The 24,767-nt window shown below is 59.2% G+C and carries 24 protein-coding genes; 13 read left to right on the forward strand and 11 right to left on the reverse strand.

Annotation, left to right across the window (positions count from 1 at the left end):
* Positions 1–51 precede the first annotated feature (51 nt).
* Entirely contained in the window at positions 52–369 is a 318-nt protein-coding gene (locus HLUCCO03_RS18345; RefSeq protein WP_027830291.1) for a PA4642 family protein, read from the forward strand.
* A gap of 31 nt (positions 370–400) precedes the next feature.
* Here HLUCCO03_RS18345 and HLUCCO03_RS18350 read toward each other — a convergent pair whose 3' ends face one another.
* The 5 genes from HLUCCO03_RS18350 to HLUCCO03_RS18370 form a co-directional block, all read right to left on the reverse strand.
* Positions 401–856 (reverse strand): Hsp20/alpha crystallin family protein, encoded by a 456-nt coding sequence (locus tag HLUCCO03_RS18350; RefSeq protein WP_027830292.1) that lies wholly within the window; start codon positions 854–856, stop codon positions 401–403.
* Between the two features lie 131 nt (positions 857–987).
* Positions 988–2,607 (reverse strand): hypothetical protein, encoded by a 1,620-nt coding sequence (locus tag HLUCCO03_RS18355; protein ID WP_027830293.1) that lies wholly within the window; start codon positions 2,605–2,607, stop codon positions 988–990.
* The gene (gene mdoH, locus HLUCCO03_RS18360; RefSeq protein ID WP_081813473.1) at positions 2,513–4,657 is read right to left on the reverse strand and encodes a glucans biosynthesis glucosyltransferase MdoH; all 2,145 of its coding nucleotides are present in this window, start codon (positions 4,655–4,657) and stop codon (positions 2,513–2,515) included. Before mdoH ends, HLUCCO03_RS18355 begins: the two co-directional genes overlap by 95 nt.
* Complete coding sequence (locus tag HLUCCO03_RS18365) at positions 4,647–4,904, reverse strand: hypothetical protein (RefSeq protein WP_155939852.1); 258 nt, start codon at positions 4,902–4,904, stop codon at positions 4,647–4,649. Before HLUCCO03_RS18365 ends, mdoH begins: the two co-directional genes overlap by 11 nt.
* A gap of 76 nt (positions 4,905–4,980) precedes the next feature.
* Positions 4,981–5,517 carry a gamma carbonic anhydrase family protein gene (locus HLUCCO03_RS18370; protein ID WP_027830295.1) on the reverse strand — a complete coding sequence of 179 codons (537 nt, stop codon included), beginning with the start codon at positions 5,515–5,517 and terminating at the stop codon, positions 4,981–4,983.
* A gap of 207 nt (positions 5,518–5,724) precedes the next feature.
* Here HLUCCO03_RS18370 and prlC point away from each other — a divergent pair, with 207 nt between their 5' ends.
* Together prlC and HLUCCO03_RS18380 are read left to right on the forward strand one after the other, a co-directional pair.
* Positions 5,725–7,770, forward strand: coding sequence for an oligopeptidase A (gene prlC, locus HLUCCO03_RS18375; RefSeq protein ID WP_027830296.1), 2,046 nt, complete (start codon positions 5,725–5,727; stop codon positions 7,768–7,770).
* 186 nt (positions 7,771–7,956) lie between these two features.
* Positions 7,957–8,211, forward strand: coding sequence for a YheV family putative zinc ribbon protein (locus HLUCCO03_RS18380; protein ID WP_027830297.1), 255 nt, complete (start codon positions 7,957–7,959; stop codon positions 8,209–8,211).
* 350 nt (positions 8,212–8,561) lie between these two features.
* Here the strand turns inward: HLUCCO03_RS18380 and HLUCCO03_RS18385 are convergent, their stop codons facing one another.
* Both HLUCCO03_RS18385 and HLUCCO03_RS18390 read right to left on the reverse strand, forming a co-directional pair.
* Positions 8,562–9,884 carry a Na+/H+ antiporter family protein gene (locus HLUCCO03_RS18385; protein ID WP_027830298.1) on the reverse strand — a complete coding sequence of 441 codons (1,323 nt, stop codon included), beginning with the start codon at positions 9,882–9,884 and terminating at the stop codon, positions 8,562–8,564.
* Between the two features lie 111 nt (positions 9,885–9,995).
* Complete coding sequence (locus HLUCCO03_RS18390) at positions 9,996–10,226, reverse strand: DUF1653 domain-containing protein (RefSeq protein WP_027830299.1); 231 nt, start codon at positions 10,224–10,226, stop codon at positions 9,996–9,998.
* 164 nt (positions 10,227–10,390) lie between these two features.
* On the opposite strand from HLUCCO03_RS18390, the gene HLUCCO03_RS18395 reads away from it, so the two are divergent.
* A complete protein-coding gene (locus HLUCCO03_RS18395) occupies positions 10,391–12,190 on the forward strand; it encodes a diguanylate cyclase (RefSeq protein ID WP_027830300.1) in 1,800 nt (599 codons plus the stop codon).
* Between the two features lie 2 nt (positions 12,191–12,192).
* Here the strand turns inward: HLUCCO03_RS18395 and HLUCCO03_RS18400 are convergent, their stop codons facing one another.
* From HLUCCO03_RS18400 to HLUCCO03_RS18410, 3 genes are all read right to left on the reverse strand, one after another.
* Positions 12,193–12,579 (reverse strand): DoxX family protein, encoded by a 387-nt coding sequence (locus tag HLUCCO03_RS18400; protein WP_027830301.1) that lies wholly within the window; start codon positions 12,577–12,579, stop codon positions 12,193–12,195.
* A gap of 72 nt (positions 12,580–12,651) precedes the next feature.
* Entirely contained in the window at positions 12,652–13,299 is a 648-nt protein-coding gene (locus tag HLUCCO03_RS18405; RefSeq protein WP_027830302.1) for a hypothetical protein, read from the reverse strand.
* A gap of 202 nt (positions 13,300–13,501) precedes the next feature.
* Complete coding sequence (locus HLUCCO03_RS18410) at positions 13,502–14,773, reverse strand: MATE family efflux transporter (protein ID WP_292016772.1); 1,272 nt, start codon at positions 14,771–14,773, stop codon at positions 13,502–13,504.
* A gap of 269 nt (positions 14,774–15,042) precedes the next feature.
* Between HLUCCO03_RS18410 and coxB the strand changes: the two genes are divergently transcribed.
* From coxB to HLUCCO03_RS18425, 3 genes are read left to right on the forward strand one after another with little or no spacing between them, the layout of a single operon-like run.
* Positions 15,043–16,167, forward strand: a complete 1,125-nt coding sequence (coxB, locus tag HLUCCO03_RS18415) for a cytochrome c oxidase subunit II (protein ID WP_036197126.1) — start codon at positions 15,043–15,045, stop codon at positions 16,165–16,167.
* 48 nt (positions 16,168–16,215) lie between these two features.
* Complete coding sequence (gene ctaD / locus HLUCCO03_RS18420; RefSeq protein WP_027830305.1) at positions 16,216–17,802, forward strand: cytochrome c oxidase subunit I; 1,587 nt, start codon at positions 16,216–16,218, stop codon at positions 17,800–17,802.
* Between the two features lie 49 nt (positions 17,803–17,851).
* Positions 17,852–18,739: a cytochrome c oxidase subunit 3 gene (locus HLUCCO03_RS18425; RefSeq protein WP_027830306.1), complete on the forward strand. Its 888-nt coding sequence runs from the start codon at positions 17,852–17,854 to the stop codon at positions 18,737–18,739.
* Between the two features lie 9 nt (positions 18,740–18,748).
* Here HLUCCO03_RS18425 and HLUCCO03_RS18430 read toward each other — a convergent pair whose 3' ends face one another.
* Complete coding sequence (locus tag HLUCCO03_RS18430) at positions 18,749–18,952, reverse strand: twin transmembrane helix small protein (RefSeq protein WP_027830307.1); 204 nt, start codon at positions 18,950–18,952, stop codon at positions 18,749–18,751.
* Positions 18,953–19,002: 50 nt separating this feature from the next.
* Between HLUCCO03_RS18430 and HLUCCO03_RS18435 the strand changes: the two genes are divergently transcribed.
* From HLUCCO03_RS18435 to HLUCCO03_RS18460, 6 genes are all read left to right on the forward strand, one after another.
* Positions 19,003–19,743 (forward strand): SURF1 family protein, encoded by a 741-nt coding sequence (locus HLUCCO03_RS18435; RefSeq protein WP_027830308.1) that lies wholly within the window; start codon positions 19,003–19,005, stop codon positions 19,741–19,743.
* Positions 19,730–20,374, forward strand: a complete 645-nt coding sequence (locus HLUCCO03_RS18440) for a hypothetical protein (protein WP_027830309.1) — start codon at positions 19,730–19,732, stop codon at positions 20,372–20,374. The genes HLUCCO03_RS18435 and HLUCCO03_RS18440 overlap by 14 nt, the downstream gene beginning before the upstream one ends.
* A 24-nt stretch (positions 20,375–20,398) precedes the next feature.
* Positions 20,399–21,505: a heme A synthase gene (locus tag HLUCCO03_RS18445; RefSeq protein WP_051603732.1), complete on the forward strand. Its 1,107-nt coding sequence runs from the start codon at positions 20,399–20,401 to the stop codon at positions 21,503–21,505.
* Positions 21,502–22,425: a heme o synthase gene (cyoE, locus tag HLUCCO03_RS18450; RefSeq protein WP_027830311.1), complete on the forward strand. Its 924-nt coding sequence runs from the start codon at positions 21,502–21,504 to the stop codon at positions 22,423–22,425. Before HLUCCO03_RS18445 ends, cyoE begins: the two co-directional genes overlap by 4 nt.
* Positions 22,426–22,447: 22 nt before the next feature.
* Positions 22,448–23,116, forward strand: coding sequence for an SCO family protein (locus tag HLUCCO03_RS18455; RefSeq protein WP_027830312.1), 669 nt, complete (start codon positions 22,448–22,450; stop codon positions 23,114–23,116).
* Between the two features lie 87 nt (positions 23,117–23,203).
* Positions 23,204–24,424: a YbfB/YjiJ family MFS transporter gene (locus HLUCCO03_RS18460; RefSeq protein ID WP_027830313.1), complete on the forward strand. Its 1,221-nt coding sequence runs from the start codon at positions 23,204–23,206 to the stop codon at positions 24,422–24,424.
* The last annotated feature ends 343 nt before the right edge of the window (positions 24,425–24,767 follow it).

Below are 24,767 nucleotides of genomic sequence, written 5' to 3' on the forward strand. Positions count from 1 at the left end.
ACGAACACATTGATCGATACCCACTGTCGATAAAACAGGGCCAGAGTGATTATGAGCGGACCAGACAAACCGAAAGTCATTGGTGAGGAATGGAGTGACGAGCGGGTCAAGAGCTTTCTGGCGATTACGCCTTATGACAGCGGTATAAACGCTGATTTCAATGCCCTGATCAAGGCCTACCAGGCCATGATCGCCGAGGACTTCGAGCGTTTCGTCGGGTTTTTCGTGGAAGCTGGGCGGGATCTGAATGCGGTTGATGAGCATGGCGACACCATCCTGGATGTGGTGTCCCGGCACCGTCGCAGTACCGCCTATGCAAGCATCCTTGAGCGCGCCGGCGCAAAATCCGCAGCAGAGGCCGGGAACTGAAACTCCCGACCCTGCTGCCGTGGCCTGCGGGTTACTGAACGTCTACCTCGATGGCCTTGGGCTCGGCCGGCTCGGCTTTTGTCAGCGTCAGTGACAGCACGCCGTCCTTGAAGCTGGCCCTGATACTGTTTTCGTCCACGTTTTCAGGCAGGGTGAACCGGCGCAGGAAGCTACCATAGACCCGCTCGATGCGGTGATGTTTCTTGTCGTTGGTCTCTTCCTCATGCTTGCGTTCACCCTGAATGCTCAGCACACCATCCTGGACGGTCACCTTCACATCGTCCTTTGACATGCCCGGAAGCTCGGCCTCGATGTTGAAGGCCTCCGGGGTTTCCTTGATATCCACCGCCGGTGACCAATCGCTGCGGCTGAACAGGTCCTTGCCTTCCCGTTCGCCGTTGCCCCGGGCCAGGCCGAAGTAGCGGTTATAGCGATTTATCAGGTCTTCAAACTCATTCACCGGATTCCAGCGTGTAATGTTGGTCATAAGAAACTCCTCCTACGAAATTGAAATAACAAATTAATGTCAGCTTCAATCGCGGAACAGCTCCATACCGGTGGCGCCAGCCGGATGGTTCTCCGTGAACATCTGCTATCTCCGGATATGGGCCCGGCTGGTCAGTTTTCAATAGTGTCGGTGGCAGAAATTCTCACGGTGTCGAAAGCTGCGCCAAACTGCTGCTGCAGAAAAGGCCGGAAGACGGCCATGGTAGGGCCTGGCCGGTTTTCCATGGGCCGCGAGCCCCAGCGGAAGCCGGATACACCGCCATTGACCTTGCCGGTGGCAACAAAGGGCGCCAGCAGCCCGGGGTCGGCACTGATGATGTGTACGACCACATCGCGGCTGGCATTCTCGCCGGTAATCAATGGTGCGGCCTGATGGTCGCCGAGCAGCACCAGCAGAGTGCGCTCGTCCACATGTCGCCTGGCATATTCGGTAGCCACGTTCAGGGCGTAATCCAGTGCCCGGGCGTAGTGTTCCCGCACCCGTTCCGGATCGCGCCAGAGGCTGGCCGGTGCCTCTCCGCTGTCTTTCCAGCGATTGAAGGTCTCACCGTTGCCAATGCTGTCCCAGTCTTCCAGCACCGGCAGCACCGGCACCCAGGGAGCGTGGCTGCTGATCAGTGCAAGTTCGGCAAACAGTGGTGACTCTGACTGGTCTCGAACACTGCGCTGGAACCATGACCAGGTGTACTGGTCCGGCATGGTGACCCAGTTCAGGGCCGGCCCCCGGTAATCCATGCTGTTGGACTCATAGATCCGCTGGTAACCGAAGGCTCTGCCCTCGGGCCAGTCCCTGGTGATGGCCGGCATGACCGCAACGGTCTCGTGGCCGGTGGTGTCCAGGTCATCAATCAGTGTGGGAAAGTCGCTGGCGAGGAAAATTTCGTAGTCCAGCTGGGTTTTTATCCACTGGCCGCTGAGCAGTGTGGTGTGCGCCAGCCACGACTGGCCGCCCTGAACCGGTGAACGCAGGCGCCCGGTCACAATGTGCAGGCCGGCATCCGCCAGGGCCTGCTCCATCCTGTCCAGGCGAGCCCCGATCAGGGGCCGGTAACGGGGGTCGGTAACGGCTGAAATACCATAGGATTCGATAAAGCCCAGGATCACATCGGTGTTGGCCAGACCAGAAAGGGAAGCGCTCTGACCGGCGCCGGGATTGTCTGCAAGGTGCTGCCGGAAAGCGGTTGTCGACTGGTGAGTGTCGGCCGCCAGCCGGATCTGCTGAGCGGTGAGCTCGGAGGCGCTGAGCCCGACAACCTGCTGGGGCAGCCATGACACTGCCACCAGGACGAGGCCGGCGGTTGCGACCAGTGGCCCCACTTTGGCAGGGGTATCCGGACCGAGCCGGTACAGGAGCCTGGCGACACAGGTGCCCAGGGCGAACAGGACTGCGATCAGGGCCAGGATCACCAGGAGAGAAAGGCCGAGGCCGAGGTTGCTCTGCATCAGGTCAAACACCGAGCCGGCAATGCCCAGTTCCAGATAGAGATTGAAGGGCCGCCCGATGCTCTGGCGTACCAGTAAATCGCCCAGGGCAAAGAAGGCCAGGGCTGAAAACAGGGCACCCATGGCTCCGGCCAGTATCCGTTTCGCCCGTCCACCCGGCAATAGCGTGAACAGACCGCTCAGCAACAGGGCATCAGCTGCAATCCACGGTATCCAGGGATAGCGTGGCAGCAGCAGTGCCACGAACAGGGCGTTCAGCAGCAGCGTGGTGAGGATCAGTCGTTTCAACTCGTTCTCCAGTGGATCGCCGGGGATCAGGGATTAGCGCAGCGATTCTCTGGCCCCAATAGCTGTGTTGGCCTGCCTGCCAGGCCAAATGATGCAGCCTGGTGAGTGCCTGCCGGTCCCGGCATAGCAGGCTCAGCTGCCAGTCCATCAATTGTTCCGGGCCATGTTCGAGACAATGCCGGAGAATGGCTGCTGTCGTCCATTCCGGGCGGCTTCGGGCCAGTTGCCTGTGAAGCGCATTCATGGTCGGCGACAGCACCGCCTGCTGAACATTTGACAGGCCCGGGTTCGCCGGTAAAAGCGGTGCCCCGGAGCAGGCCTCGGCGATCACTGGTGTCGGTTGACCGCTTTCCGGTGTTGTCAGTAAACCACGCTCAGCGACGGTATCGCCTGTGGATGCTCTGCCCAGCAGAACCGAGGTGGGTGCCGCCAGCAGCAGAGGGATGATCACCGGCAATGACCACAGCATCAGCGTCGGCGACCCGATCCAGCCGATAATGCCGGCCGAGCCAAGGGCCAGGGTGAGACTGAGCCGGTGTTCATCGAAGGCACGCTGCCATCCGGTTTCTTCGTGGCGGTTCTGCCCGGCCCAGCGCACCGGGATATTGCTCAGGGCGCAGATCACTGAACGGGTGTGGGCAAGCATTCTCACAGGAGCCAGTAACAGGGAGGTAACGGCTTCGAACAGTGCACTGAATATCAGCCGGAGGTTGCCCCCAAACAAATGGCCTTCCCGGTTTGCCATGATATCGGCAATACCCAGAAAGCGTGGCAGGAACAGCAGGCCCAGAGTGCTCAGGCCAAGACCGGCAGCCCAGGCCATGCCTCCGTCCAGCGCTGCAGACACCGGCAAACTCAGGCTGCTGGCGATGACGATGGTCAGGATCACGAACAGCAACCACAGTGGAGAAGCCAGGTACGACATGATGCCGTTGATAAAAGCCATGCGATGGGCGAACCGCAGCCCGGGTGTGGTCAGCAAGACCCACAGATGCTGCAGGTTGCCCCGTGCCCAGCGGTGGTCACGGATCAGTTCATCTTCCAGAGTCGGGGGCGATTCCTCGTAACTGTGGGGCAATGACGACTCCAGCCATATTTCATAGCCGGCCCTGCCCATGTAGGCCGCCTCCACGAAATCATGGCTGATGATCGGCCCCCGGAACAGACCCGGGCCGCGAAGCTTGCGCAGCCCGCAATGCTTCATGAAGGCGTCGACACGAATGATGGCATTGTGGCCCCAGTAGGCGGCATCCCCCATTTGCACCGCCGCCAGGCCGGTGGCAAACAGCGGTGAATACACGCGGCTGGCAAACTGCTGAAAGCGGGCAAAGAGGGTACTGGCACGGATCACCACCGGGCTGGTCTGGATAATACCCACCCCTGGCTCACGTTCCATCAGCCGCACCATCCGCAGCAGGGTGTTTCCCCCCAGAAGGCTGTCGGCATCCAGCACCACCATATAGCGGTATCGGCGGCCCCAGCGGCGCAGGAAGTCTGCAATGTTGCCGCTCTTGTAGTTCAGGTTTACGTTCCTCCGGCGGTAAAACAGCCGGTCCCCGGCATCCAGTTCCCTGCTCAGTGCCTGCCACGCCGCCTGCTCGGCCAGCCAGATCTCGGGATCACGGGTGTCGGAGAGGATGTAGAAGTCAAAGTGTGACAAACGCCCCAGGCGCTCGAGCTCCCGGTAAACGGCCCTCAGCCCGGACAATGTGCGTTCTACCGGTTCATTGCAGACGGGCAAGACAATGGCCGTCGGCGCGAGCGCAGTCTGCGCCAGGGTCTCGGCCGGATGTCGTGCTGCCAGGCTGTAGCGGTCGCCACCGGTTCGCCGGACCAGGAATCCGAATACAGCCGTCCAGCATCCAACCGCAATCCAGCCGTGAAGTAGAGCAAAGAGGTAAATCAGCAAGGTGTCGGGAACATTCCCGGCTTCCAGTGGCATGACGCGTGTCAGCGCAAAGACCGCTGCGGCGGTCTGGCCCAGAACCAGAACCGCCAGCAGCGTTCGCCGGTAACAGGCGGCCGGGCGCCAGTGCTGCTCAGCGGGCATTGGGCCAGTAGCCCATGCTGCCCCGCTTGAGTTCGGGTGCGGAGCGGGCCGGCCCGGGGGAAGGAAATTCCACATAGGCTGGAGCCAGTTCCAGCGCACGCCTGAAGTCACAGCCCCTGCCTTCCGAGGCGACAGCGGCAACCAGCGCCCTGGCCTGCCGTTGGCGCTCATGGGACGGCGTAATGCCGCTGGCGGCCAGGTAGGCGAGAATTCGTTCGAACAATGGTTGATGCAGTGGTTGTCTCATATCCGATCCCCTGTTCAAAAGGTGAACAACAGAGGCAAATACGCTGACACAGACGGTTTCAGATTAGATTGCCGGATTAAACCTGATTCAGGTATTCGTCCTTGAGCTTGACGTAATTGCCAGCGGTGTACCGGAAAAAGCTTTTCTCCTCGTCCGACAACGCCCGCGCCTGCCGACAGGGAGATCCGACATACAGATAACCCGACTCCAGCGTCTTGCCTGGTGGCACCAGACAGCCGGCGGCGACAATCACTTCATCTTCCACCACGGCGCCATCCATAATGATACACCCCATGCCGACCAGCACCCGGTTTCCCACAGTACAACCGTGCAGCAGCGCCTTGTGGCCAATGGTAACGTCGTCACCGATCATCAGCGGCCAGCCGCCGGGGTTGAAGTCACTGGCGTGGGTGATGTGGAGCACGGAGCCATCCTGGATACTGCAACGGTCACCGATACGTATCTTGTGCATGTCGCCACGTACCACGGTCATCGGCCAGATGGACACATCGTCCCCGGTGATCACATCGCCGATTACTACCGCACTGGGGTCAATCCAGGCGCGTTCTCCAAATTGTGGCGTGTTACCCTTGTGTGTTCGTACATTCGACATTACATATACTCATTGAATGGATTGATGCTTGTGGGGAAGGAGTCTCTGGGGGAGGCCTTTCCAAAACACGCTCAAGCACATCCCTGTGACGCTTGAGCTCCGCCATCCATGGCTCCGCACAGTTTTGGAAAGGCCTCCCCCAGAGACTCCCCAAGCATTGGAGTTATCTCAAATTACCTTAGACACCCGTAGCTGAGAAGGGGACTTATGAATAACCCGTTACTGACCGACGACCTGTTGCCAAAGTTTGACCATGTTCGCACCGAGCACATGGAACCGGCAATTGACCAGATTCTCAGCGAAAACCGCATGAAAATCGCACAACTGGCGCAGCAGGACCACCCCACATGGGAAACCCTGGCGCAGCCCATGCAGGCAACCGAGGACCGGCTGGAAAGAGCCTGGTCGGTGATTTCCCACCTCAACGGTGTGATGAACAACGATGACCTGCGCAAGGTATACAAGAGATGTCTGGAAAAGCTCACCGAGTACAGCACCGAACTGAGCCAGAACGCCGAACTTTGCGAAGCCTACAAGAAACTGGCAGCAAGCGATGAATACAAAGGGCTGAGCGAAGCCCAGCGCAAGTCGGTGGACAATACCCTGCGGGATTTCCATCTCGGTGGTGTCGACCTGCCCCAGGAGAAGAAAGAGCGGTACGCCAATCTCTCCATGGAGCTGTCGGAGCTGTCGAACCGGTTCAGCGACAACGTACTGGACGCTACCCAGCACTGGTACAAGCACATCACCGATGTGGAAGAGCTGGCGGGCGTGCCGGAATCCGCCCTTGAGGGCGCAAAACAGGCCGCAAAGCAGAAGGACCTCGACGGTTACGTGATTACCCTCGATTTCCCAAGTTTCTATCCGGTGATGACCTACTGCGATAACCGGGACCTGCGCCGGGAAGTCTACGAGGCCTTTGTCACCCGCGCCTCGGATATGGGCCCGGATGCCGGTACCTGGGACAACACGCCGGTGATGGCGGAAATACTCAAACGCCGCCATGCCATGGCCAAGCTGCTCGGGTTCAACAACTACGCCGAGCGTTCCCTGGCCACCAAGATGGCCCGCAGCGTTGATGAAGTTCTCGACTTCCTGAACCAGCTGGCGGCGAAGTCAAAGCCCATTGCCGAACGGGAGTTCGCTGAGCTTAAGGCGTTCGCCAAAGACACCCACGGGGTTGAAGACCTGCAGGCGTGGGACATCGGTTACTACAGCGAAAAGCTGCGCCAGGAACGCTACGACATTTCTCCGGAAACCCTGCGCCCCTGGTTCCCGGTGAACAGGGTGGTACCGGGCCTGTTCGCAGTTGCCGAGAAACTGTTTGACGTGCAGATTGAAGCCAAACCGGACGTGGAAACCTGGCACCCGGATGCCACCGCCTACTGCATCAGCCGCAACGGCGAACCGCTGGCCTGGTTCTATCTGGACCTGTATGCCCGCCAGGGCAAGCGTGGCGGTGCCTGGATGGCCGATTGCCGGGTACGCTGGCGCAACCTGCGCGGCCAGCTTCAACTGCCGGTGGCCTTCCTGACCTGTAACTTCACCTCGCCGGTGAACGGCAAACCGTCACTGCTGACCCACGACGAGGTTACCACCCTGTTCCACGAGTTCGGCCACGGCCTGCACCATATGCTGACCCAGGTGGACGTGCTGGATGTCTCCGGCATCAATGGCGTGGCCTGGGATGCCGTGGAACTGCCCTCCCAGTTCCTGGAAAACTGGTGCTGGAACCCGGATTCCCTGGCCCTGATCGCCTCGCACCACGAAACCGGTGAGCCACTGCCGGACGACCTGCTGCAGAAACTGCTGGCGGCCAAGAACTTCCAGTCCGGCATGGCCATGGTGCGGCAACTGGAGTTCTCCCTGTTCGATTTCCGCCTGCACGCGGAATTTACCGACGAGGCTCCCACCAACCCGCTGGACATGCACCGCCAGGTGCGCAGCGAAATCGCGGTGGTGGAAGCACCGGCGTTCAACCGCTTCCCCAACAGCTTCTCGCACATCTTCGCGGGTGGCTACGCGGCCGGTTACTACAGCTACAAGTGGGCGGAAGTGCTGGCGGCGGATGCCTTCTCATTGTTCGAGGAGAACGGCATCTTCGACCCGGAAACTGGCAAGGCCTTCCTGCACAACATCCTGGAAAAAGGTGGCTCCCAGGAACCGATGGAACTGTTCAAGGCCTTCCGTGGCCGCGAGCCGGAGGTGGATGCGTTGTTGAAACAGAGCGGTATAACGGAAGATGCTGCGTGAGTTAACCGGGAAACGGGTTGTCGGGTTACGGCTTCGCCTAACCCGACCTACGAAGGACCGATTTCACGGTAGGTCGGATTAGGCCAAAGGCCGTAATCCGACAACCTACGAAAGGCTCGAGTTTGCGGTAGGTCGAATTAGGCGAAGCCGTAATCCGACAACCCAAACAGACTGCGGAGTAATTCCATGCCAACCCCCAAACGCTTCATCGCCGGCGCCGTCTGCCCCCGCTGCGCGGAGATGGACAAGATCATGATGTACACCACCGACGACGATGATCAGGTTCGCGAGTGCGTGGCCTGCGGCTTCACCGACGCGGTGTCCGATACCCCGGAGCCCCCTGCCAATCCTGAGCTGCAAACCAGGGTGAATAAACGCAGCAACAAGGACGACCATACGGTCAAACAGGTGGTGTTCTTCAAGTCCGGTGAGGATGAGTAAGGCTTTTGGCGGTTGCCCTCCTTTGTAGCCTGCCTGGATTGGGGGCTGCGAGGGGGCAGGGGGAGTTTTTGCTCTTGAAATGGAACTCGCTGCGCTCAGACACCCATTTCTGGCGAGCAAAAATCCCCCTACCCCCTCACGATCACACGATGCCAATATCGCCTGAAGACAATGGAGTCGGTGGCCCGCAAGGCGGTCTTCCCATGGTTCAAACCGGAGGGTGTTGGGGTGCTTTCTGCCGGGAAAAAGGTGTCTGAGCGCAGCGAGTTCTTTTTCCCAGAAGAAAGCATCACGACGCCCTCCAGGCCCCCCCATCCAGGCAGGCTACAAGAAGCCGGCACCCCCCAAGCTCAAAGAACCATCGCAGCCAACCAACCAAAGCCCAACAACGGCAGATTGTAGTGCAGGAACGTAGGTACCACGGTATCCCAGATGTGGTTGTGCTGGCCGTCGACGTTGAGGCCGGCGGTGGGGCCGAGGGTGGAGTCTGAGGCCGGGGAGCCGGCATCGCCCAGGGCGCCGGCGGTGCCTACCAGGGCCACGATGGCCAGGGGGCTGAAGCCCAGTTCCAGGGCCAGGGGCACGTACAGGGCCGCGATGATGGGGATGGTGGAGAACGACGAGCCGATGCCCATGGTGATCAGCAGGCCTACCACCAGCATCAGCAATGCCGCCAGGGCCTTGTTGTCGCCGATGGCGGATACGGAGCCCTCCACAAGTGTGGTAATTTCACCGGTTTCGCGCATGACTTCCGCGAAGCCCGAGGCAGCAATCATGATGAAACCGATCATGGCGAGCATTTTCATGCCTTCGGTGAACAGGTCATCGGCTTCTTTCCACTTCACCACGCCGGACAGGTTGAACAGAACGAAGCCCGCCAGCGCCCCGAGAATCATTGAACCCAGCCAGAGCTGCACTGCGAACGCCGCCACAATTGCGACCAGAGCCATGATCAGTGTGCCGGCGTTGTACTTTACATCCACCCGCTCGGTGCGGGTGATGGCGTCGAGGTTGTAGCGACGCTCACTGCGGTAGCTGAAGAACACTGCCACCAGCAGGCCGCAAAGCATGCCCAGGGCGGGCAGGGCCATGGCGGCCATGACGTTGAGGCCGGTGGCGTCGATGCCGTTTTCGCCGACATTGGCCAGCAGGATTTCGTTCAGGTAGATACCGCCAAAACCCACCGGCAGGAACATGTACGGGGTGATCAGGCCGAAGGTCAGCACACAGGCTACCAGCCTGCGGTCCATGTTCAGCTTTGCCATCACGTACAGCAACGGAGGCACCACCAGAGGTATGAATGCGATGTGAATCGGCAGAATGTTCTGGGATGACATGGCGATGGCCAGCAACAGGCCGATAATCAGCAACCGTATTCCACCGGTGGCCTTGCCCTCATCCTGCCTGCCCACCAGCCCCAGGGCCTTGTCAGCCAGGGCATGGGCGAGGCCGGATTTGCCGATAGCAACGGCAAATGCACCGAGTGTGGCGTAGGACAGGGCAACGGTTGCCCCGCCTCCCAGGCCTTCGTTGAAGGCGTCAATGGTGGCCTCCAGTGACAGGCCGCTGATCAGGCCGCCGGCAACGGCTCCGATAATAAGGGCAACAACAACGTGGATGCGGCACAAACTCAGGACGAGCATGATGGCTACCGCGGCGACAACGGCATTCATGGTGAACTCCGGATTTCGGGAGTGGCTTTCAGCGCCCTGAAGCAGGGGGCCGTTCAGGAAAGCGCGCTAATGTGCAGGAAACGGGTGCTGCAGTCAAAACCGTGATTACCGTTACTCATCACCCACGAAGGCAAACCTGGGAACCTGCTCTCCGGCCAGTTCCACGGTTTCACGGAACATGGTCAGCGGCCTGACCCAGAGGCTGTAATCCCCGTAAAGGCAGCGATAGACCACCATCTGTTCCTCGGTTTCGCTGTGCCGGGCCACGCCGATCACCTCGTAATCCATTCCCTTGTAATGGCGATAACGTCCCGGGCGGATTTCCGGTTTCTTGTCAGGCATTGTATTCTTCTCCACGCGTAGCATAACGCTACGTATTTGTGTGGGGCGGACGTATTCCCCGCAAACGTATAAACTTGTATCGACTGAGTGCAGGGAAGCTATGGGACTGACTGTCGGCTTCGTCAGTTTAGTTTACTTTTCCGGTTCCGGGTAAAGCGGCCATCATGACATTTCCTGCAAGCTGCAAATTGGTGCGGATACTGCTCCTGGCCCTGTTGCTGGTGCCCGGGCTCGCCCACAGTGATGGTGCCTCGATAGCCTGGCTGGAAGCCCCGTCTGCGGAAAGCGATGTGGAGGATATCCGGGCGTTGCCCGAGGCGCAATGGCGAACGACACCCGGTGACGAAACCCTGAATTTTGGCTTCAGTGACAGCAGCTTCTGGCTCAGGGTCGAGGTGCCGGCGCAACCTTTCAATCGCCTGCTGGAAATCGGCTATCCCCTGCTGGACGACGTCCGGGTCTACTGGTTCGTGGGTGACGAAGAGGTGGAGCGCCACGTCACAGGCGACCGTCAGGTGTTCGATTCCCGCCCGATTCACCACCGTAACTTTGTCTTCCTGGTACCGTCCAACAACGAGACTGCCACGGCGTACATCCGTGTCCACAGCGAAGGGTCGGTACAGATACCGGTGCGGGTGATAGCGTCGGCGGACTTCCTGGCCGGTGAACAGCTGGATTTTGGCTGGCAGGCGCTGTTTCTGGGCATCATGATTGCCATGGCCCTGTACAACCTGTTTGTTTTCGTGATCGTCAGGCACCTGGCGTACTTGTGGTACGTGCTCACGGTGACAGCCTCGGCGCTGGTGTTGTTGAACTTCAACGGCCTGGTTTTCCAGTGGTTGTGGCCGGACCTGCCGGTGATGAACCGGTATTTCACGGCTCCGGCCATCTCCGCCAACATCTTCTTCGCAGCCATGTTCACCCTGAGCTTTCTGGCGGTGCGCCGGTACAGTCCTGTTTCCTACCGGTTGCTGCAGATGATTGTGGCGATCAGCGTCGGTTGTTTTGTGTATGGTCTGTTCGGAAGTTATCAGACATCGGTAGCCATCATCAGCGTGCTGGCCGCCATCATCACCCCCCTGACCTGGATTCTGGGCCTGGTTGTCTGGTTCCGGGGGCAGGTACTGGCCGGCTTTTACGTGGTGGCATGGACCCCGCTGCTTCTGGGCCACATGGTTATGGCGGTCAGCAAGATTGGCCTGATTCCCACCAATACCCTGACTGAAATAGCGCCGCAGATTGGCGTTGCCCTGGAGGTGATTCTGCTGTCATTTGCCCTGGCATACCGCATCAGCCTTGAGCGTCAGCGCCGGCTTGAGGCCCAGGAGCATACCCTGGAAGTCCAGCGCCAGGCCAACCAGAATCTGGAGGCCCGGGTTCAGGCACGAACGGAGGAGCTGGAGGCAGCCTACGAGAAGCTCAAGGCGGTTTCCATAACCGATGGCCTGACCCAGGTCGCCAACCGCCGCCGCTTTGACGAAAAACTGGAAATCGAATGGAACCGGGCCCTACGCCATGGCCATCCCTTGGGCCTTGTGCTGCTGGATATCGATCATTTCAAGCGGGTAAATGATGAATTCGGACATCTGGCTGGGGATGACTGCCTGGTCAGTGTTGCCCGGGTGTGTGCCGGTGAGATCCAGCGTTCAGGGGATCTGCTGGCGCGATACGGCGGCGAGGAGTTCTGTGTGTTGTTACCTGCCACACCGGAAGCCGGAGCCATCAGTGTGGCCGAGCGCCTGCGTGCCGCCGTGGCGGGAACACCCGTTGATGTCGGAGAGCATGTCAGCCCGGTCAACCTGTCGGTCAGCGCAGGGGTCGCGATCATGGTTCCCGGCCCGGGCATGGCCCCGTCCGATCTCGTCAGTCGCGCCGACGAGGCGCTCTACGCCGCAAAGGCGGCGGGCCGTAACCGGGTGATGGTATTCCGGGAATCCGGTGCCCGGGCGATTGCCGATTCCTGATATCAGTTCTTCAGCTTGTACCGGCCCGGCCCCAGGAAAACCACGGCAACGGCGATAAACAGGAAGAAACCCTGCAGTTCCAGTGCCCAACCACCATTATTACCCAGCGCCATGAGTTCGTGGCCGTGTACCAGGGCAATGGCCACCAGCATGTTGAAGACGATCAGCAGTGCGCCGATCCGGGTCTGGTAGCCAAGTATCACCATCAGTGGCGCCAGCAACTCACCGATAAAAACACCCCAGGCAAAGAACGCCGGAATGCCATGGCTGGCCAGTTGGCCTTCAATGAAACCCACGCCATGGAACAGTTTCGCGACGCCATGAAACAGCAACAGGCCACCAAGGGTGAGACGAACGATCAGTTTTCCAAGGTCAGCATTTTCCAGCAACTTACATCTCCTGCAGGGCAAGGGTTCAGGAATAAGCTGGCAAGCTTAACCGGTTTGCTGGCGGGGGCAAAGCTACAGGCCGGTTCCCAGGGAGAGACGTATATGATTGCGGATCAACAGGTTTTCCCAGTAGTGCTTCATCCAGTCCCAGGCGGCATTGCGCGTCTGTTCGACGAAGGGATCCAGGTTGAGTTCGTAGTAATCAGGGGTGCCGGCAATCTGCAGGACGGTCACTGTGATTGACTGGTCAAGTTCATTGGCAAAGGGCTCGCCAATGAGCTGATGTGCAAGCAGATTGGCCCTGGTTGCCTCCACATCCACCAGTTCACTGGCCCGTGTAGAGCGGTTGTTTTCGTACATCTCCTCCATCAGGCGATGGCAGAGATAGGCCCGGATCAGCAGGCCGTCAAGGCCATCGTAACGCACCAGCAGGACGGAGGGCTGCGTGAAATAACCGATGGCGGCATTTACGAAGGGCGCAAACAGCTCCGCTTTACCGGCTTCCCTGGCGCAGGCTTCGACACATTCGATCAGCCGCGGTGCCATTTCTATGTATTCGATGGCGAACTGGAACAGGCAGGTGGCTGGCTGATAGCCGTCAATGGTTATTGTGGCAGGCAAGGATGCTGCCCTCTCCCGCATCTGCTCGAGGAAGGTGCCGGAGCGGGCTTCCTGCCTGCGTGCCTGATCAATGATGTCGAGAACTACCTTTGGTGTCATTTCAGGAGATGCCGGTCTCTGAACGGAATGGGGTCGCAAGGCGCCTCCCGTTATACGCAAGGGGTCGTCAGGGGCACTGGGAAGCGGCTGGCCACCGCAACATGCCTGCCTTTTCCCACAAGTGTAGACGAGTTTTGGCAGGCTGCTTTGGTGTCCACATTAAAACTGAGAAGGATGTTCGTTCAAAGCCATGCGGCGTCGCCTATTGTTCTGAGAACCAGCGATCGTGTCGCGAATGGCTTCGAAAAAGTAAACCCATGGTAGCGGCGCGGGCCAGCATCAGACAGATCAGGGAAAACCAGAGGCCATGATTTCCCCACCCGGTGGTCAGCCACCAGACCGGCAGGAAAACCGCCACTGCCGAAAACAGCATGGTGTTCTGCATGTCCCGCGTGCGGGTGGCGCCAATGAAAACGCCGTCCAGCAGAAATCCCCAGACCGAAGCCAGCGGCAGCATCCACAACCAGGGCAGATAGAGCCAGGCGGTGGCCCGCACTTCATCGATGCCGGTCAGCAGGGTGATCAGCAAGCGACCGCCAAGCACAAAGGCCACCGTAAACAGTATCGAGCCCCAGAGGGCCCAGCGGAAAGCCACCCGGAACACCTGCCGGAACTGCCGCCGACTGTTCTTGCCAACCGCCTCGCCGATCAGCGCCTCGGCGGCATTGGCAAAGCCATCAAGGCCGTTGGAGATCACCAGCAAAAATGTGATCAGTACCGCGTTGGCTGCCAGTATGACGTCCCCCTGCCTTGCGCCCTGGGCGGTAAAGAATGCCAGTACCAGCAGCAGGGCGATGGTGCGCACCATGATGTAACGGTTGACCCGCAGAATTTTCAGGTAGTCGTGCAACTGGCCGAACAATGCGCGGCTGAACCCCTGGCCGGCGGGCATCCTTAGCAGCACCATGCGGAAACCGATGGCCGCGGCGGAATATTCCGCCAGCACGGTGGCCATGGCAACACCACGGCTGTTCCACCCGAAGCCGGTGACAAACAGGATATCCAGGATGATATTGAGCCCATTGGCCACGATCAGCATTACCATGGGGCCCTTGGGTAATTGAGTGCCGATCAGCCAGCCCACCAGCGTGTACTGACAAAGCACGGCGGGGGCGCTCCAGATACGGATGCTGGCATATTCCGCAGCAAGGGCCGCAACCCGCTCGCTGGGGTTCATCAGCTCAAGGCCCAGGTGGATAAGGGGTTGGTGGAACAGGATCAGCAACAGGCCGATGCCGGTGGCCAGGAGCACCGAGCGCAACAGCAGGGCTATCTGGGCGAACTGATCCCGTTTACCCCAGGCCTGGGCCGCTAGGCCGGTAGTACCCATGCGCATGAAGCCGAAGGTCCAGTAGAGAATGCTGAACAGGTTTGCGCCCACGGCAACGGCACCCAGGTATTCCGGGCTCTCGAGATGGCCAAGCACGGCGGTGTCCACCAGCCCGAGAAGCGGCACGGTAAGGTTTGTGAGCATCAGGGGCCAGGCCAGCGCCCAGAGGCGTCGGTCGGTGGTCGTCAGTAGCAGAGGTGATTTCACGGAGCTGGAAAAAGTTCCCCCTTTAGTTAGTTGATTTATGTCGTCCCGGACTTTCGCATTTTTTTGATCTGTGTCTATACTGTTTTCTGAAATATCCATAGCAGACTTCCACTCTGGCTTCGAATGGTGTGTGCGAGCACTGTCCGTTAACAGAGGGATTGGACGCAAAATCCGACAAGAATAACACTCTGTGGAGACACAGTATTATGCGCGTGCACGCTAAGCGGGCAGGTGTCCTCTTGGGCGGACTTATGACGCCAGCGTTGTCCATGGCAGACTGGACGCTGAACATGAGTCCCGGGGTCACCGGTACCAGTAACGATATTTTCAGCCTTCACATGACTATCCTCTGGATCTGCGTCGTCATCGGCGTGGTGGTCTTCGGTGTCATGTTCTGGTCGATATTTGCTCACCGCAAATCGTCGGGCCGGAAACCTGCCAACTTCCATGAAAACACGCTGGTAGAAATTCTCTGGACCATCATACCGCTGGTTATTCTGGTGGTAATGGCCATTCCCGCCACCGCCACCCTCGTGGACATGTATGACACCAGCGAAGCCGAAGTCGACATCAAGGTCACCGGTTACCAGTGGCGCTGGAAATACGACTACGTCGATGAAGAATTCGGTTACTTCTCCAGCATGTCTACCAGTAAAGACGAGATATACAACCGCATCGGCAAGAACGAAAACTACCTGCTGGACGTGGACAATCCGATGGTTGTGCCCGTGGGTGCGAAAGTCCGCCTGTTGCTTACCGCCAACGACGTGATTCACTCCTGGTGGGTGCCTGAGTTTGGTGTCAAGAAAGATGCGATCCCGGGCTTCATCAATGAAACCTGGACCCGTGTGGACGAGCCGGGAATCTACCGTGGCCAGTGTACCGAGCTGTGCGGCAAGGACCATGGGTTCATGCCGGTGGTCGTCAAGGCCGTTCCCCAGGACGAGTACGATGAATGGGTGGCCGGGAAGAAAGAAGAGGCCGAGCGGGAACGTGAGTTGACCGAGAAGGACTGGACCATGGAGGAGCTGATGGAGCGGGGCGAAAAGACCTATGCCAGCGCCTGTGCTTCATGCCACCAGGAAGACGGCAGCGGCTCGCCGCCCGCATTCCCGGCACTCCAGGGCAGCGAGATGGTTCTGGAAGATATGGAGGGTCACCTGGATGTTGTGGTGAACGGTGTATCCGGAACGGCCATGCAGGCTTTCGGGGACCAGCTTAATGAGGTCGATCTTGCCGCGGTCATCACCTACGAGCGTAATGCCTGGGGTAACGACACCGGCGACATGATCACGCCAAAAGAAGTCTTTGAATACAAGAACCAGGACTGATTAACAACATCACCAGCCAGAACAACACGGCGGTAACGGGGGTTTTTCATGAGTGCGGTTGCAGATACCCACGCCCAGGACGATCATCACCACGGCCCTGCCAAGGGCATTACACGGTGGCTGTTGACGACCAATCACAAGGATATCGGGTCCATGTACCTGATATTCAGTTTCACCATGTTCCTGCTCGGCGGGGCCATGGCCATGGTTATCCGGGCCGAGCTGTTCCAGCCGGGCCTGCAGATTGTAGAGCCGGAATTCTTCAACCAGATGACCACCATGCATGGTCTGATCATGGTGTTCGGCGCTGTCATGCCGGCCTTTGTCGGCCTGGCTAACTGGATGTTGCCGCTGATGGTAGGGGCGCCTGATATGGCCCTGCCACGGATGAACAACTGGAGCTTCTGGCTGCTGCCCTGCGCTTTCCTGATTCTGGTATCCACCCTGTTCATGGAAGGGGGCGCACCCAACTTCGGCTGGACCTTCTACGCACCGCTGTCGACGACCTACGGCCCGCCAAGCACCACCTTCTTTATTTTCGCGGTTCACATCATGGGTGTGTCCTCGATCATGGGCGCTATTAACGTTATCGCCACCATCCTGAACATGCGGGCGCCGGGCATGACCCTGATGAAGATGCCCCTGTTCGTCTGGACCTGGCTGATCACCGCCTTCCTGCTGATCGCGGTCATGCCGGTGCTGGCTGGCGTGGTCACCATGATGCTGATGGACATCAACTTCGGCACCAGCTTCTTTGACGCCTCCGGCGGTGGTGACCCGGTGCTGTTCCAGCATGTGTTCTGGTTCTTCGGCCACCCCGAGGTGTACATCATGATCCTGCCGGCCTTCGGCGCGGTATCCCACATCATTCCGGCGTTCTCCCGCAAACCCCTGTTCGGCTACGCCTCCATGGTTTATGCGGTGGGCGCCATTGCGCTGCTGTCGTTCGTGGTCTGGGCGCACCACATGTTCACCGTGGGCATTCCCATCGCCGGCCAGCTGTTCTTCATGTATGCCACCATGCTGATTGCGGTGCCCACCGGGGTGAAGGTCTTCAACTGGGTGGCCACCATGTTCCGTGGCTCGCTGACGTTCGAGGCTCCGATGCTGTTTGCGGTGGCTTTCGTCATCCTGTTCACCATCGGTGGTTTCTCCGGCCTGATGCTGGCCATTGCACCGGCTGACTTCCAGTATCATGACACTTACTTCGTGGTTGCCCACTTCCACTACGTTCTGGTTCCGGGTGCTATCTTCGGCATCTTCGCATCGGCCTACTTCTGGCTGCCCAAGTGGACGGGGCACATGTACGACGAGACGCTTGCCAAGACCCATTTCTGGTTGTCGTTCGTGGGTATGAACCTGGCGTTCTTCCCCATGCACTTCCTCGGGCTGGCAGGCATGCCGCGCCGGATTCCGGACTACGCACTGCAGTTTGCCGACTTCAACATGGTGTCCAGTATCGGTGCCTTCATGTTCGGGGCTACCCAGATCCTGTTCCTGGTGATTGTGGTCAAGTGTGTCAGGGGTGGCGAAAAAGCATCCGCCAAGCCCTGGGATGGAGCGGAAGGCCTTGAGTGGACTGTGCCCTCACCGGCGCCTTACCACACCTTCTCCACCCCGCCGGAAGTCAAATGAACGGCCGGGAAAATAACAAACGATAACGGATAAGCCATCGGAGATTGTCATGGCGGAGAACCAGACGTATTACGTTCCGGAACAGAGTAAGTGGCCAATTGTAGCGACGGTTGGCCTTGGGGTGATGCTCTATGGCGTAGCGGCCATTATGGTGAATGGCAAGGAAGGCAATAGTACGACCGGGTCCTGGATCATGTTCTGGGTGGGGTCGGCCATCATGGTTTACATGCTGTTCGGCTGGTTTGGCAATGTGATCAAGGAAAGTCGTTCAGGACTTTACAGCCCGCAGATGGACCGGTCGTTCCGCTGGGGCATGAGCTGGTTCATCTTCTCGGAAGTCATGTTCTTCGCGGCCTTTTTCGGCGCATTGTTCTATGCCAGGGTGTTCGCGATACCCTGGCTTGGTGGCGAGGGGGATCGTGGCAGCTCCAACATGCTCTGGGAAGGTTTCCAGGCCACCTGGCCGTTGATCAACACTCCGGACCCTGATTCCTATCCGGCGCCGGAAGGCGTGATCGGGCCCTGGGGTCTGCCGCTGATCAATACCATACTGCTGGTAACGTCCTCTTTCACCGTAACCGTTGCTCACCATGCCCTGAAGGAAAATAACCGTCAGAAGGTCAAGACCTGGCTGACCGCCACCATTGCCCTGGCACTGGTCTTCGTCTGCGTTCAGGGCTATGAATACGTTCATGCCTATCGCGACCTGGGGCTGACGCTCGAGTCGGGAATCTATGGCAGTACTTTCTTCATGCTGACCGGTTTTCACGGGGCACATGTAATACTGGGTACGTTGATGCTATTCATCATGCTGCTTCGTATCCGTAAGGGCCACTTCACGGCCGATAACCATTTCGGGTTTGAAGCCGCTGCCTGGTACTGGCACTTTGTCGATGTGGTGTGGCTCGGCCTGTTCGTGTTTGTCTACGTGATCTGAGTGGAGTCATCAGGGGGTCGGATTCAGCGTCAGGCCCCCTTGCCATAAAGAAAGCAGAATGACAGCCAGCAGCATGACGCTCAGCGCAACCCGCAATGCCAGGGAATTCAGGACACGGTTCGTTTTCCCGCCATCCCTGATCAGGAAAAACAACCCGCTGAACAGGCTCACCACAACGGCCAGCATCAGTACGACAATGAGAAACTTCAGCATGAAAATTCCTGTTAACGGAAACATGGGTCAAAAAACCACTATAGCAGAGCATGCCTGATTCGGTGGATCAATCCCGCCGGCAGTGGCACTTTGATTGGCGGCTTATGGTGTTTGCAGGACTGTTCCTGCCTTTGCTTGTGGGCCTGGGGGTCTGGCAACTAGAACGGGCCCAGGAGAAAAAGGCGCAGCTGGCCCAGTGGCAGGAGGAGGCAGGCAGTCTCAGCTGGCAGGAGTTACAGGCTTCGGGCCTGGACGCAGGCCAGCCAGTCAGCATTGGCGGGCGTTTTGGCGACAGGTCCTGGTTACTGGATAACCGTACCCGTGATGGTGCCCCCGGCTATGAAGTGCTGACGGTATTCTATCCGGAACAGGGCAGCCCGGTACTGGTGAACCGTGGCTGGATTCAGGCGCCACGGCGCCGCGATGAACTGCCGGACATCAACGCGCCGCGCGGAGAGGTCCGTCTGCAGGGGCGCCTGAGTGAATTCCCCGAGCCACCGGTTTTGAAAGAGGTGTCCGGGAACAATGATGGATGGCCGCGGCGAACACAGTCGCTGTCTTATCAGCAGGCACGGGAAGTGGAGCCTGACATTGCGGCCCTTGTATTACGGCTCTCCGGCCCGGAGCAACCCGGCGCCTACCGCGCCGACTGGGCGCCGGACATGATGGGGCCCCAGACCCATTACGGATATGCGCTGCAATGGTTTTCACTGGCCGCAGCACTGGTTATATTGACGGTGGTCGCGAGTTATCGCAAAACAGGAGCCAACGACGACAATGACAACGGCTGAGAAAACCGACCAGAACGACCAGGAAGATGCAGTGTCTCCCGAGCAGGTCCGACGCGGCAGAAGAACAGCATTGCTGCTGTTCACCCTGGGTTTTGGCCCGATGATCGTTGCCACGATCATGTTCTACACCGGTTGGCTGAATCCGACCGACCACAGCAATAACGGCGAGTTGATCCAGCCACCGGCACCTCTGGGCCAGATGCAACTGGAAGGCGCCAACGGTAAGCCCCTGGCAGACCGTTTTGGCCCCGAGGCCGCGGACCCGGAATGGATGATGATGGTGGTATCCGGTGATTGCGGTGGTGATTGCGAAGAGCTGCTGTATCGCGCCCGACAGGTCAATATTGCCCTCGGCAAGAATGCGAACCGGGTCAACCGGTCTGCCTGGCTGGGTACGGTTCCCGAGGATCTGTCTGCACGCTGGAAGGACGAATACGGCTCAATGGAACGGCTGACTGTTTCCGACGGTGAATCGCCCCGGTGGCCGGCTGGCGTCAGCCCCGACCAGGAACCGCGTATTCTGTTGGTGGATCCTTTCGGTAACGTCATCCTGCATTACGGCACCGAGCATACCGGCAAGGACATGCTCAAAGACCTCAAGCACCTGTTGAAACTGTCACAGATTGGTTAATCACACTTGCCGGGAGATCCAGCGTTGAACGAAATCCGCGACAATTCATCCCGCCATGCCCGGACTCTGGCGCGTTGGTCCTTGCTGGCAAGTCTGCTGGCGGTAGTGGTGATCATGCTGGGTGCCTGGACACGCCTGGTGGATGCCGGGCTCGGGTGCCCTGACTGGCCGGGCTGTTATGGATTTCTGACCGTACCCCAGGACGAGGCGCGGATGGCCATCGCCAATGCACGGTTCCCGGATACCCCGGTTGATGTGGAGAAAGGCTGGCCGGAAATGATCCACCGATACGCCGCCGGGGCGCTTGGGCTGGTGGTGTTCGGGCTGGCGGCGTTCGCTTTCCGGCATCGCCGGGAAGGGCTGCCTTACCGTTTGCCCCTGTTTATTGCTCTTTTCATTGTGCTCCAGGGTGCCTTCGGCATGTGGACGGTTACCCTGAAGCTATGGCCCCAGGTGGTTGCCCTGCATCTGCTGGGCGGGTTTACCACGTTGAGCCTGCTGACTCTGCTGACACTGCGTCTGCGCGGCAAGCAGCAGCAGGCTGAAAAAGTGCGGCGGGAAACGGAACCGGCCCGGAGCAACCGTTTCCGCCCCTGGCTCTACGGGGGCCTGGCTCTGGTTGTGATGCAGATTGCCCTGGGTGCCTGGACGGCAGCCAATTATGCTGCCGTGGCCTGTACCGACCTGCCTACCTGTCAGGGCGAATGGTGGCCTGCTGAGATGGACTTCCGGCACGGGTTCGATGTCACCCAGCATGTAGGGCCAAACTACCTTGGGGGGCAACTGACAGCCGATGGGCGGGTAGCCATCCACGTGACCCATCGCCTGGGCGCCGTGATAGTGCTTGCGTACTTCACGGTATTTCTGGCATTACTGTGGCGCAGGACAAAACATACGCCCATGGTACGACACGTGGAACTGGTGGCTGTGGTGCTGGCGGCGCAGATTGCATTGGGCCTGGCGAACATCGTGTTTCATATTCCCCTGTCGGTTGCCGTGGCGCACAATGCCATGGGCGCGGGGCTGCTGCTGGCCGTTATCAACCTGATCTGGCGCTTCCACCAGCAGGGTCTGCCGCAGCCAGAGGACACAAAACATACAACAACAATTGAACGAGAGGTGACGGCATGAGCGAGCATGTTGAGGGATTGCCGGCGCAAGGCACCACCAGCGGATCCGTTTCCGTGCATATTTCCTGGCGCGATTTTCTGGAGCTGACCAAGCCCAGAGTCGTGGCGATGATGATTCTGACCTCGGTGATTGGCATGTTGCTGGCCACCCCGGGGATACCGGGCTGGGAAGTACTGCTCTACGGTAACCTTGGTATTGCCCTGCTGGCCGGCGCCGCGGCCGTGGTTAACCATGTGGTTGACCAGAAGATTGACACCGTCATGGCCCGCACCCGAAAGCGGCCCGTCGCCACCGGAAAAATCTCTCCCCTTGATGCGCTGATGTTTGCCGCTGTGCTGGCCGTATCGGGAATGATCATTCTGGTGTGGCAGGTCAATGCCCTTACCGCCTGGCTCACGCTGGCCTCACTGGTGGGATACGCCGGCGTCTACACCCTGTTCCTCAAGCGTATGACACCCCAGAACATCGTCATTGGTGGCCTTGCCGGCGCCATGCCACCCTTGCTGGGCTGGACGGCAGTGACCGGCCAGGTGGAAGGCCATGGCCTCCTGCTGGTGCTCATTATTTTTGCCTGGACACCGCCGCATTTCTGGGCACTGGCCATTCACCGCAAGGAAGAATACGCCAAGGCGGGTATCCCCATGCTGCCGGTTACCCATGGCAACAAGTACACCGAACTGCATATTCTGCTGTATACCCTGATGTTACTGGCAGTCAGCCTGTTGCCATTCGTTACCGGCATGTCGGGCCTGATCTACCTGGTGGGTGCCCTGGTTTTGGGCCTGCGCTTTTTGCAGTATGCTGTCCGGCTGCTCAAGGGCGATGATCGCCGGGTGGCACTGAACACCTTCAAATATTCCATCACCTACCTTATGGCACTGTTTGTGGTGTTGCTGGTCGACCATTTTGTATTTTTCTGATTACTGATTTGCCGGAGACTTCATGGACCGTTCGATTCGCCTGACGCTGATCATTCTGCTGTTGGTTGTTGTACTGATCTTCGGTTTGGTGGTCGGACGGCAGGTATTGATGGTGGGCGATGAGGAGCCTGCTCCCGCACCTGAACTCAGTGAAATCAATGCCTACGTGTATGACCAGGGTCGCGAACTCGCCGATTTCGAACTGGTCAACGAAGAGGGGGAGGCTGTCACCCGGGAAAGCCTCCGGGGAAAATGGACTTTTGCCTTCGTGGGCTACACCAATTGCCCGGACATCTGCCCGGCCGCCATGGCAAACCTGCGCAGTACCGACAAGCTGCTGCCGGACGACCTGCCTCAGCCCGACTTCCTGTTGATCACCGCAGATCCGGAACACGATACCCCGGAAAAACTGAAGGACTACGTTGGCTTCTTCGGGGAAAACTTTCATGGCCTTACCGGTGACCTGGAAACCCTGAGGGAACTGGCCAAGAGCATGAACGCGGCATTTACGCACCGCGAGGTGGATGACGAACTGCTGGTGGACCACAGTGGCCACTTTGCGCTGATCAATCCCGAGGGCGAAATGGCCGCCGTGCTGCAACCACCTCACGACCCGGACGATCTGGTGAAAGCCTACCGAGAGATCTATGAGTGGGCCCGGGCCAACCATCCGAGAGCCTCCCGGTCCTGATAAGTCCTGCGGTTGCGCCTTAAGTCACACTGACTTTCTGCTGCTGCTGGCTTAGACTGCCCACCGGTTTTTATCAGAGGCCCTGTTATGCCGAATTCCCGTCAGTCATCCACCAACCCCCGGGAACTGTTTGCGGTACTGGCCGCCGGCGCCATTCTGTTACTGGTCACCCACGGTCTTGGCCGGTTTATCTACACCCCCTTGCTACCTTATCTCGTTGGCGACGGTCAGATCAGTGCCGGACAGGGTGCGGCGGTGGCCACCTGGAATTACCTCGGTTACCTCATCGGTGCCCTGCTGGCGATCCGCTGGCACCAGATCAGCCAGATTCGCCGGCTGCTGCCACTGGCTCTGGCAGTGCACACCGTCACCACCCTGGTCATGGCCCTGAGCGATCACCTGACAGCCATGACACTGGCGCGCCTATTCAATGGCATTGCCAACGGTATTGTCTTCGTCCAGGTTCCCGCCCTGATCCTGGAATGGCTGGTGCTGCGTAACCGTGCGTCGATGAGTGGCCATCTGTACATCGGTGTCGGGTTGGGGCTGCTGGTGTCCAGCGGGCTGGTCACCTTCACCGCCCCCTGGCTGGCCGGCAACGAACGCTGGTGGCCTGCCTTTATCCTCTCCATTCCCCTGGCCTGGTGGGCGACCCTGCGGTTACTCCAGCTGAAGGTGGATGTGCGCGAGCAGGGCGGTGACAAACCGGCAGCCGGCAAGTCCCCCCTGCTGGACCGGGCCAGTGTACCCCTGTTCCTTTCCTACGCCGGTGCCGGCCTCGGCTATATCCTGCCCATGACCTTCCTGCCGCTGCTGGCCAAGGACCAGCTGCCAGCCCAGCACTGGCTCCTCGATGGTGCCTGGCTGGTGGCGGCGGTAGTGACCCTGTTTTCGCCCTGGCTCTGGAACACACTGGGCGCCAGACTGGGTGACCTGAACGCCTTGAGGCTGAACTTCGTCGTCCAGCTTGCCGGAGTGCTGGCGGCAGTCATCCTTCCCGGCGCTATCGGCCTGGTACTGTGCGCCGCTCTGGTGGGCATCACCTTTGTGGGAACCGTCATGCTCACCCAGCGCATCGGCCGTGCCCTTCACCCGCACCAGGGCCCGCGTCTGTCCGCAGCCATGGTCTCGGTTTACGGCTTCACCCAGATGGCGGGCCCCTGGCTCACCAAGCAATGGCTGGACGCGGGGGGTAGCCTGACGTCGGCCTTTGGTATTGGTGTGGCGGCGTTGGCTTTCGGGGTTCTGTTCGCGTTCTTTGTGCCCTGGCCGGAGAAGTGGCATCGGGCTCAGAGTTCTCCCTCTTAGGACTGATAGCTGGGGGCAGGAGCGGGGTGGTGGGGTATTTTTCCTTGGGAATGGAACTCGCTTCGCTCAGACACCCATTCCTGGCGGAAAAATACCCCACCACCCCACTCTCAGGTAACTGGCAGTTATCGCCGTTTTCGATACAGACTGGGTAAGGAATCATTGCCTCGTGCAAGGCAAAGCCTGACCATAGTACCCTCTGGCGAATTACCCGAGTTACCTGAGGGTGTGGGGGTGTTTATTTTTCAAACAGAAAATGGTGTCTGAGCGAAGCGAGTTCATTTTCCACTTGAAAAATAAACACCCCCACGCCCCTCCCCCAACACAAGCAGTCTTAAGAAAA

The sequence above is a fragment of the Marinobacter sp. HL-58 genome (assembly GCF_001314605.1).
Lineage (GTDB): Bacteria > Pseudomonadota > Gammaproteobacteria > Pseudomonadales > Oleiphilaceae > Marinobacter.

Excerpts from the sequence above, each read along its gene's own strand:
- HLUCCO03_RS18405 (WP_027830302.1), bottom strand. The coding sequence starts at position 13,299 with ATGACACCAAAGGTAGTTCTCGACATCATTGATCAGGCACGCAGGCAG.
- HLUCCO03_RS18350 (WP_027830292.1), bottom strand. The coding sequence starts at position 856 with ATGACCAACATTACACGCTGGAATCCGGTGAATGAGTTTGAAGACCTG.
- HLUCCO03_RS18395 (WP_027830300.1), top strand. The coding sequence starts at position 10,391 with ATGACATTTCCTGCAAGCTGCAAATTGGTGCGGATACTGCTCCTGGCC.
- HLUCCO03_RS18440 (WP_027830309.1), top strand. The coding sequence starts at position 19,730 with ATGACAACGGCTGAGAAAACCGACCAGAACGACCAGGAAGATGCAGTG.
- HLUCCO03_RS18365 (WP_155939852.1), bottom strand. The coding sequence starts at position 4,904 with ATGAGACAACCACTGCATCAACCATTGTTCGAACGAATTCTCGCCTAC.
- mdoH (WP_081813473.1), bottom strand. The coding sequence starts at position 4,657 with ATGCCCGCTGAGCAGCACTGGCGCCCGGCCGCCTGTTACCGGCGAACG.
- HLUCCO03_RS18425 (WP_027830306.1), top strand. The coding sequence starts at position 17,852 with ATGGCGGAGAACCAGACGTATTACGTTCCGGAACAGAGTAAGTGGCCA.
- HLUCCO03_RS18410 (WP_292016772.1), bottom strand. The coding sequence starts at position 14,773 with ATGCTCACAAACCTTACCGTGCCGCTTCTCGGGCTGGTGGACACCGCC.
- HLUCCO03_RS18390 (WP_027830299.1), bottom strand. The coding sequence starts at position 10,226 with ATGCCTGACAAGAAACCGGAAATCCGCCCGGGACGTTATCGCCATTAC.
- HLUCCO03_RS18345 (WP_027830291.1), top strand. The coding sequence starts at position 52 with ATGAGCGGACCAGACAAACCGAAAGTCATTGGTGAGGAATGGAGTGAC.
- coxB (WP_036197126.1), top strand. The coding sequence starts at position 15,043 with ATGCGCGTGCACGCTAAGCGGGCAGGTGTCCTCTTGGGCGGACTTATG.
- HLUCCO03_RS18385 (WP_027830298.1), bottom strand. The coding sequence starts at position 9,884 with ATGAATGCCGTTGTCGCCGCGGTAGCCATCATGCTCGTCCTGAGTTTG.
- HLUCCO03_RS18430 (WP_027830307.1), bottom strand. The coding sequence starts at position 18,952 with ATGCTGAAGTTTCTCATTGTCGTACTGATGCTGGCCGTTGTGGTGAGC.
- prlC (WP_027830296.1), top strand. The coding sequence starts at position 5,725 with ATGAATAACCCGTTACTGACCGACGACCTGTTGCCAAAGTTTGACCAT.
- HLUCCO03_RS18435 (WP_027830308.1), top strand. The coding sequence starts at position 19,003 with ATGCCTGATTCGGTGGATCAATCCCGCCGGCAGTGGCACTTTGATTGG.
- HLUCCO03_RS18460 (WP_027830313.1), top strand. The coding sequence starts at position 23,204 with ATGCCGAATTCCCGTCAGTCATCCACCAACCCCCGGGAACTGTTTGCG.
- HLUCCO03_RS18370 (WP_027830295.1), bottom strand. The coding sequence starts at position 5,517 with ATGTCGAATGTACGAACACACAAGGGTAACACGCCACAATTTGGAGAA.
- cyoE (WP_027830311.1), top strand. The coding sequence starts at position 21,502 with ATGAGCGAGCATGTTGAGGGATTGCCGGCGCAAGGCACCACCAGCGGA.
- ctaD (WP_027830305.1), top strand. The coding sequence starts at position 16,216 with ATGAGTGCGGTTGCAGATACCCACGCCCAGGACGATCATCACCACGGC.
- HLUCCO03_RS18380 (WP_027830297.1), top strand. The coding sequence starts at position 7,957 with ATGCCAACCCCCAAACGCTTCATCGCCGGCGCCGTCTGCCCCCGCTGC.
- HLUCCO03_RS18455 (WP_027830312.1), top strand. The coding sequence starts at position 22,448 with ATGGACCGTTCGATTCGCCTGACGCTGATCATTCTGCTGTTGGTTGTT.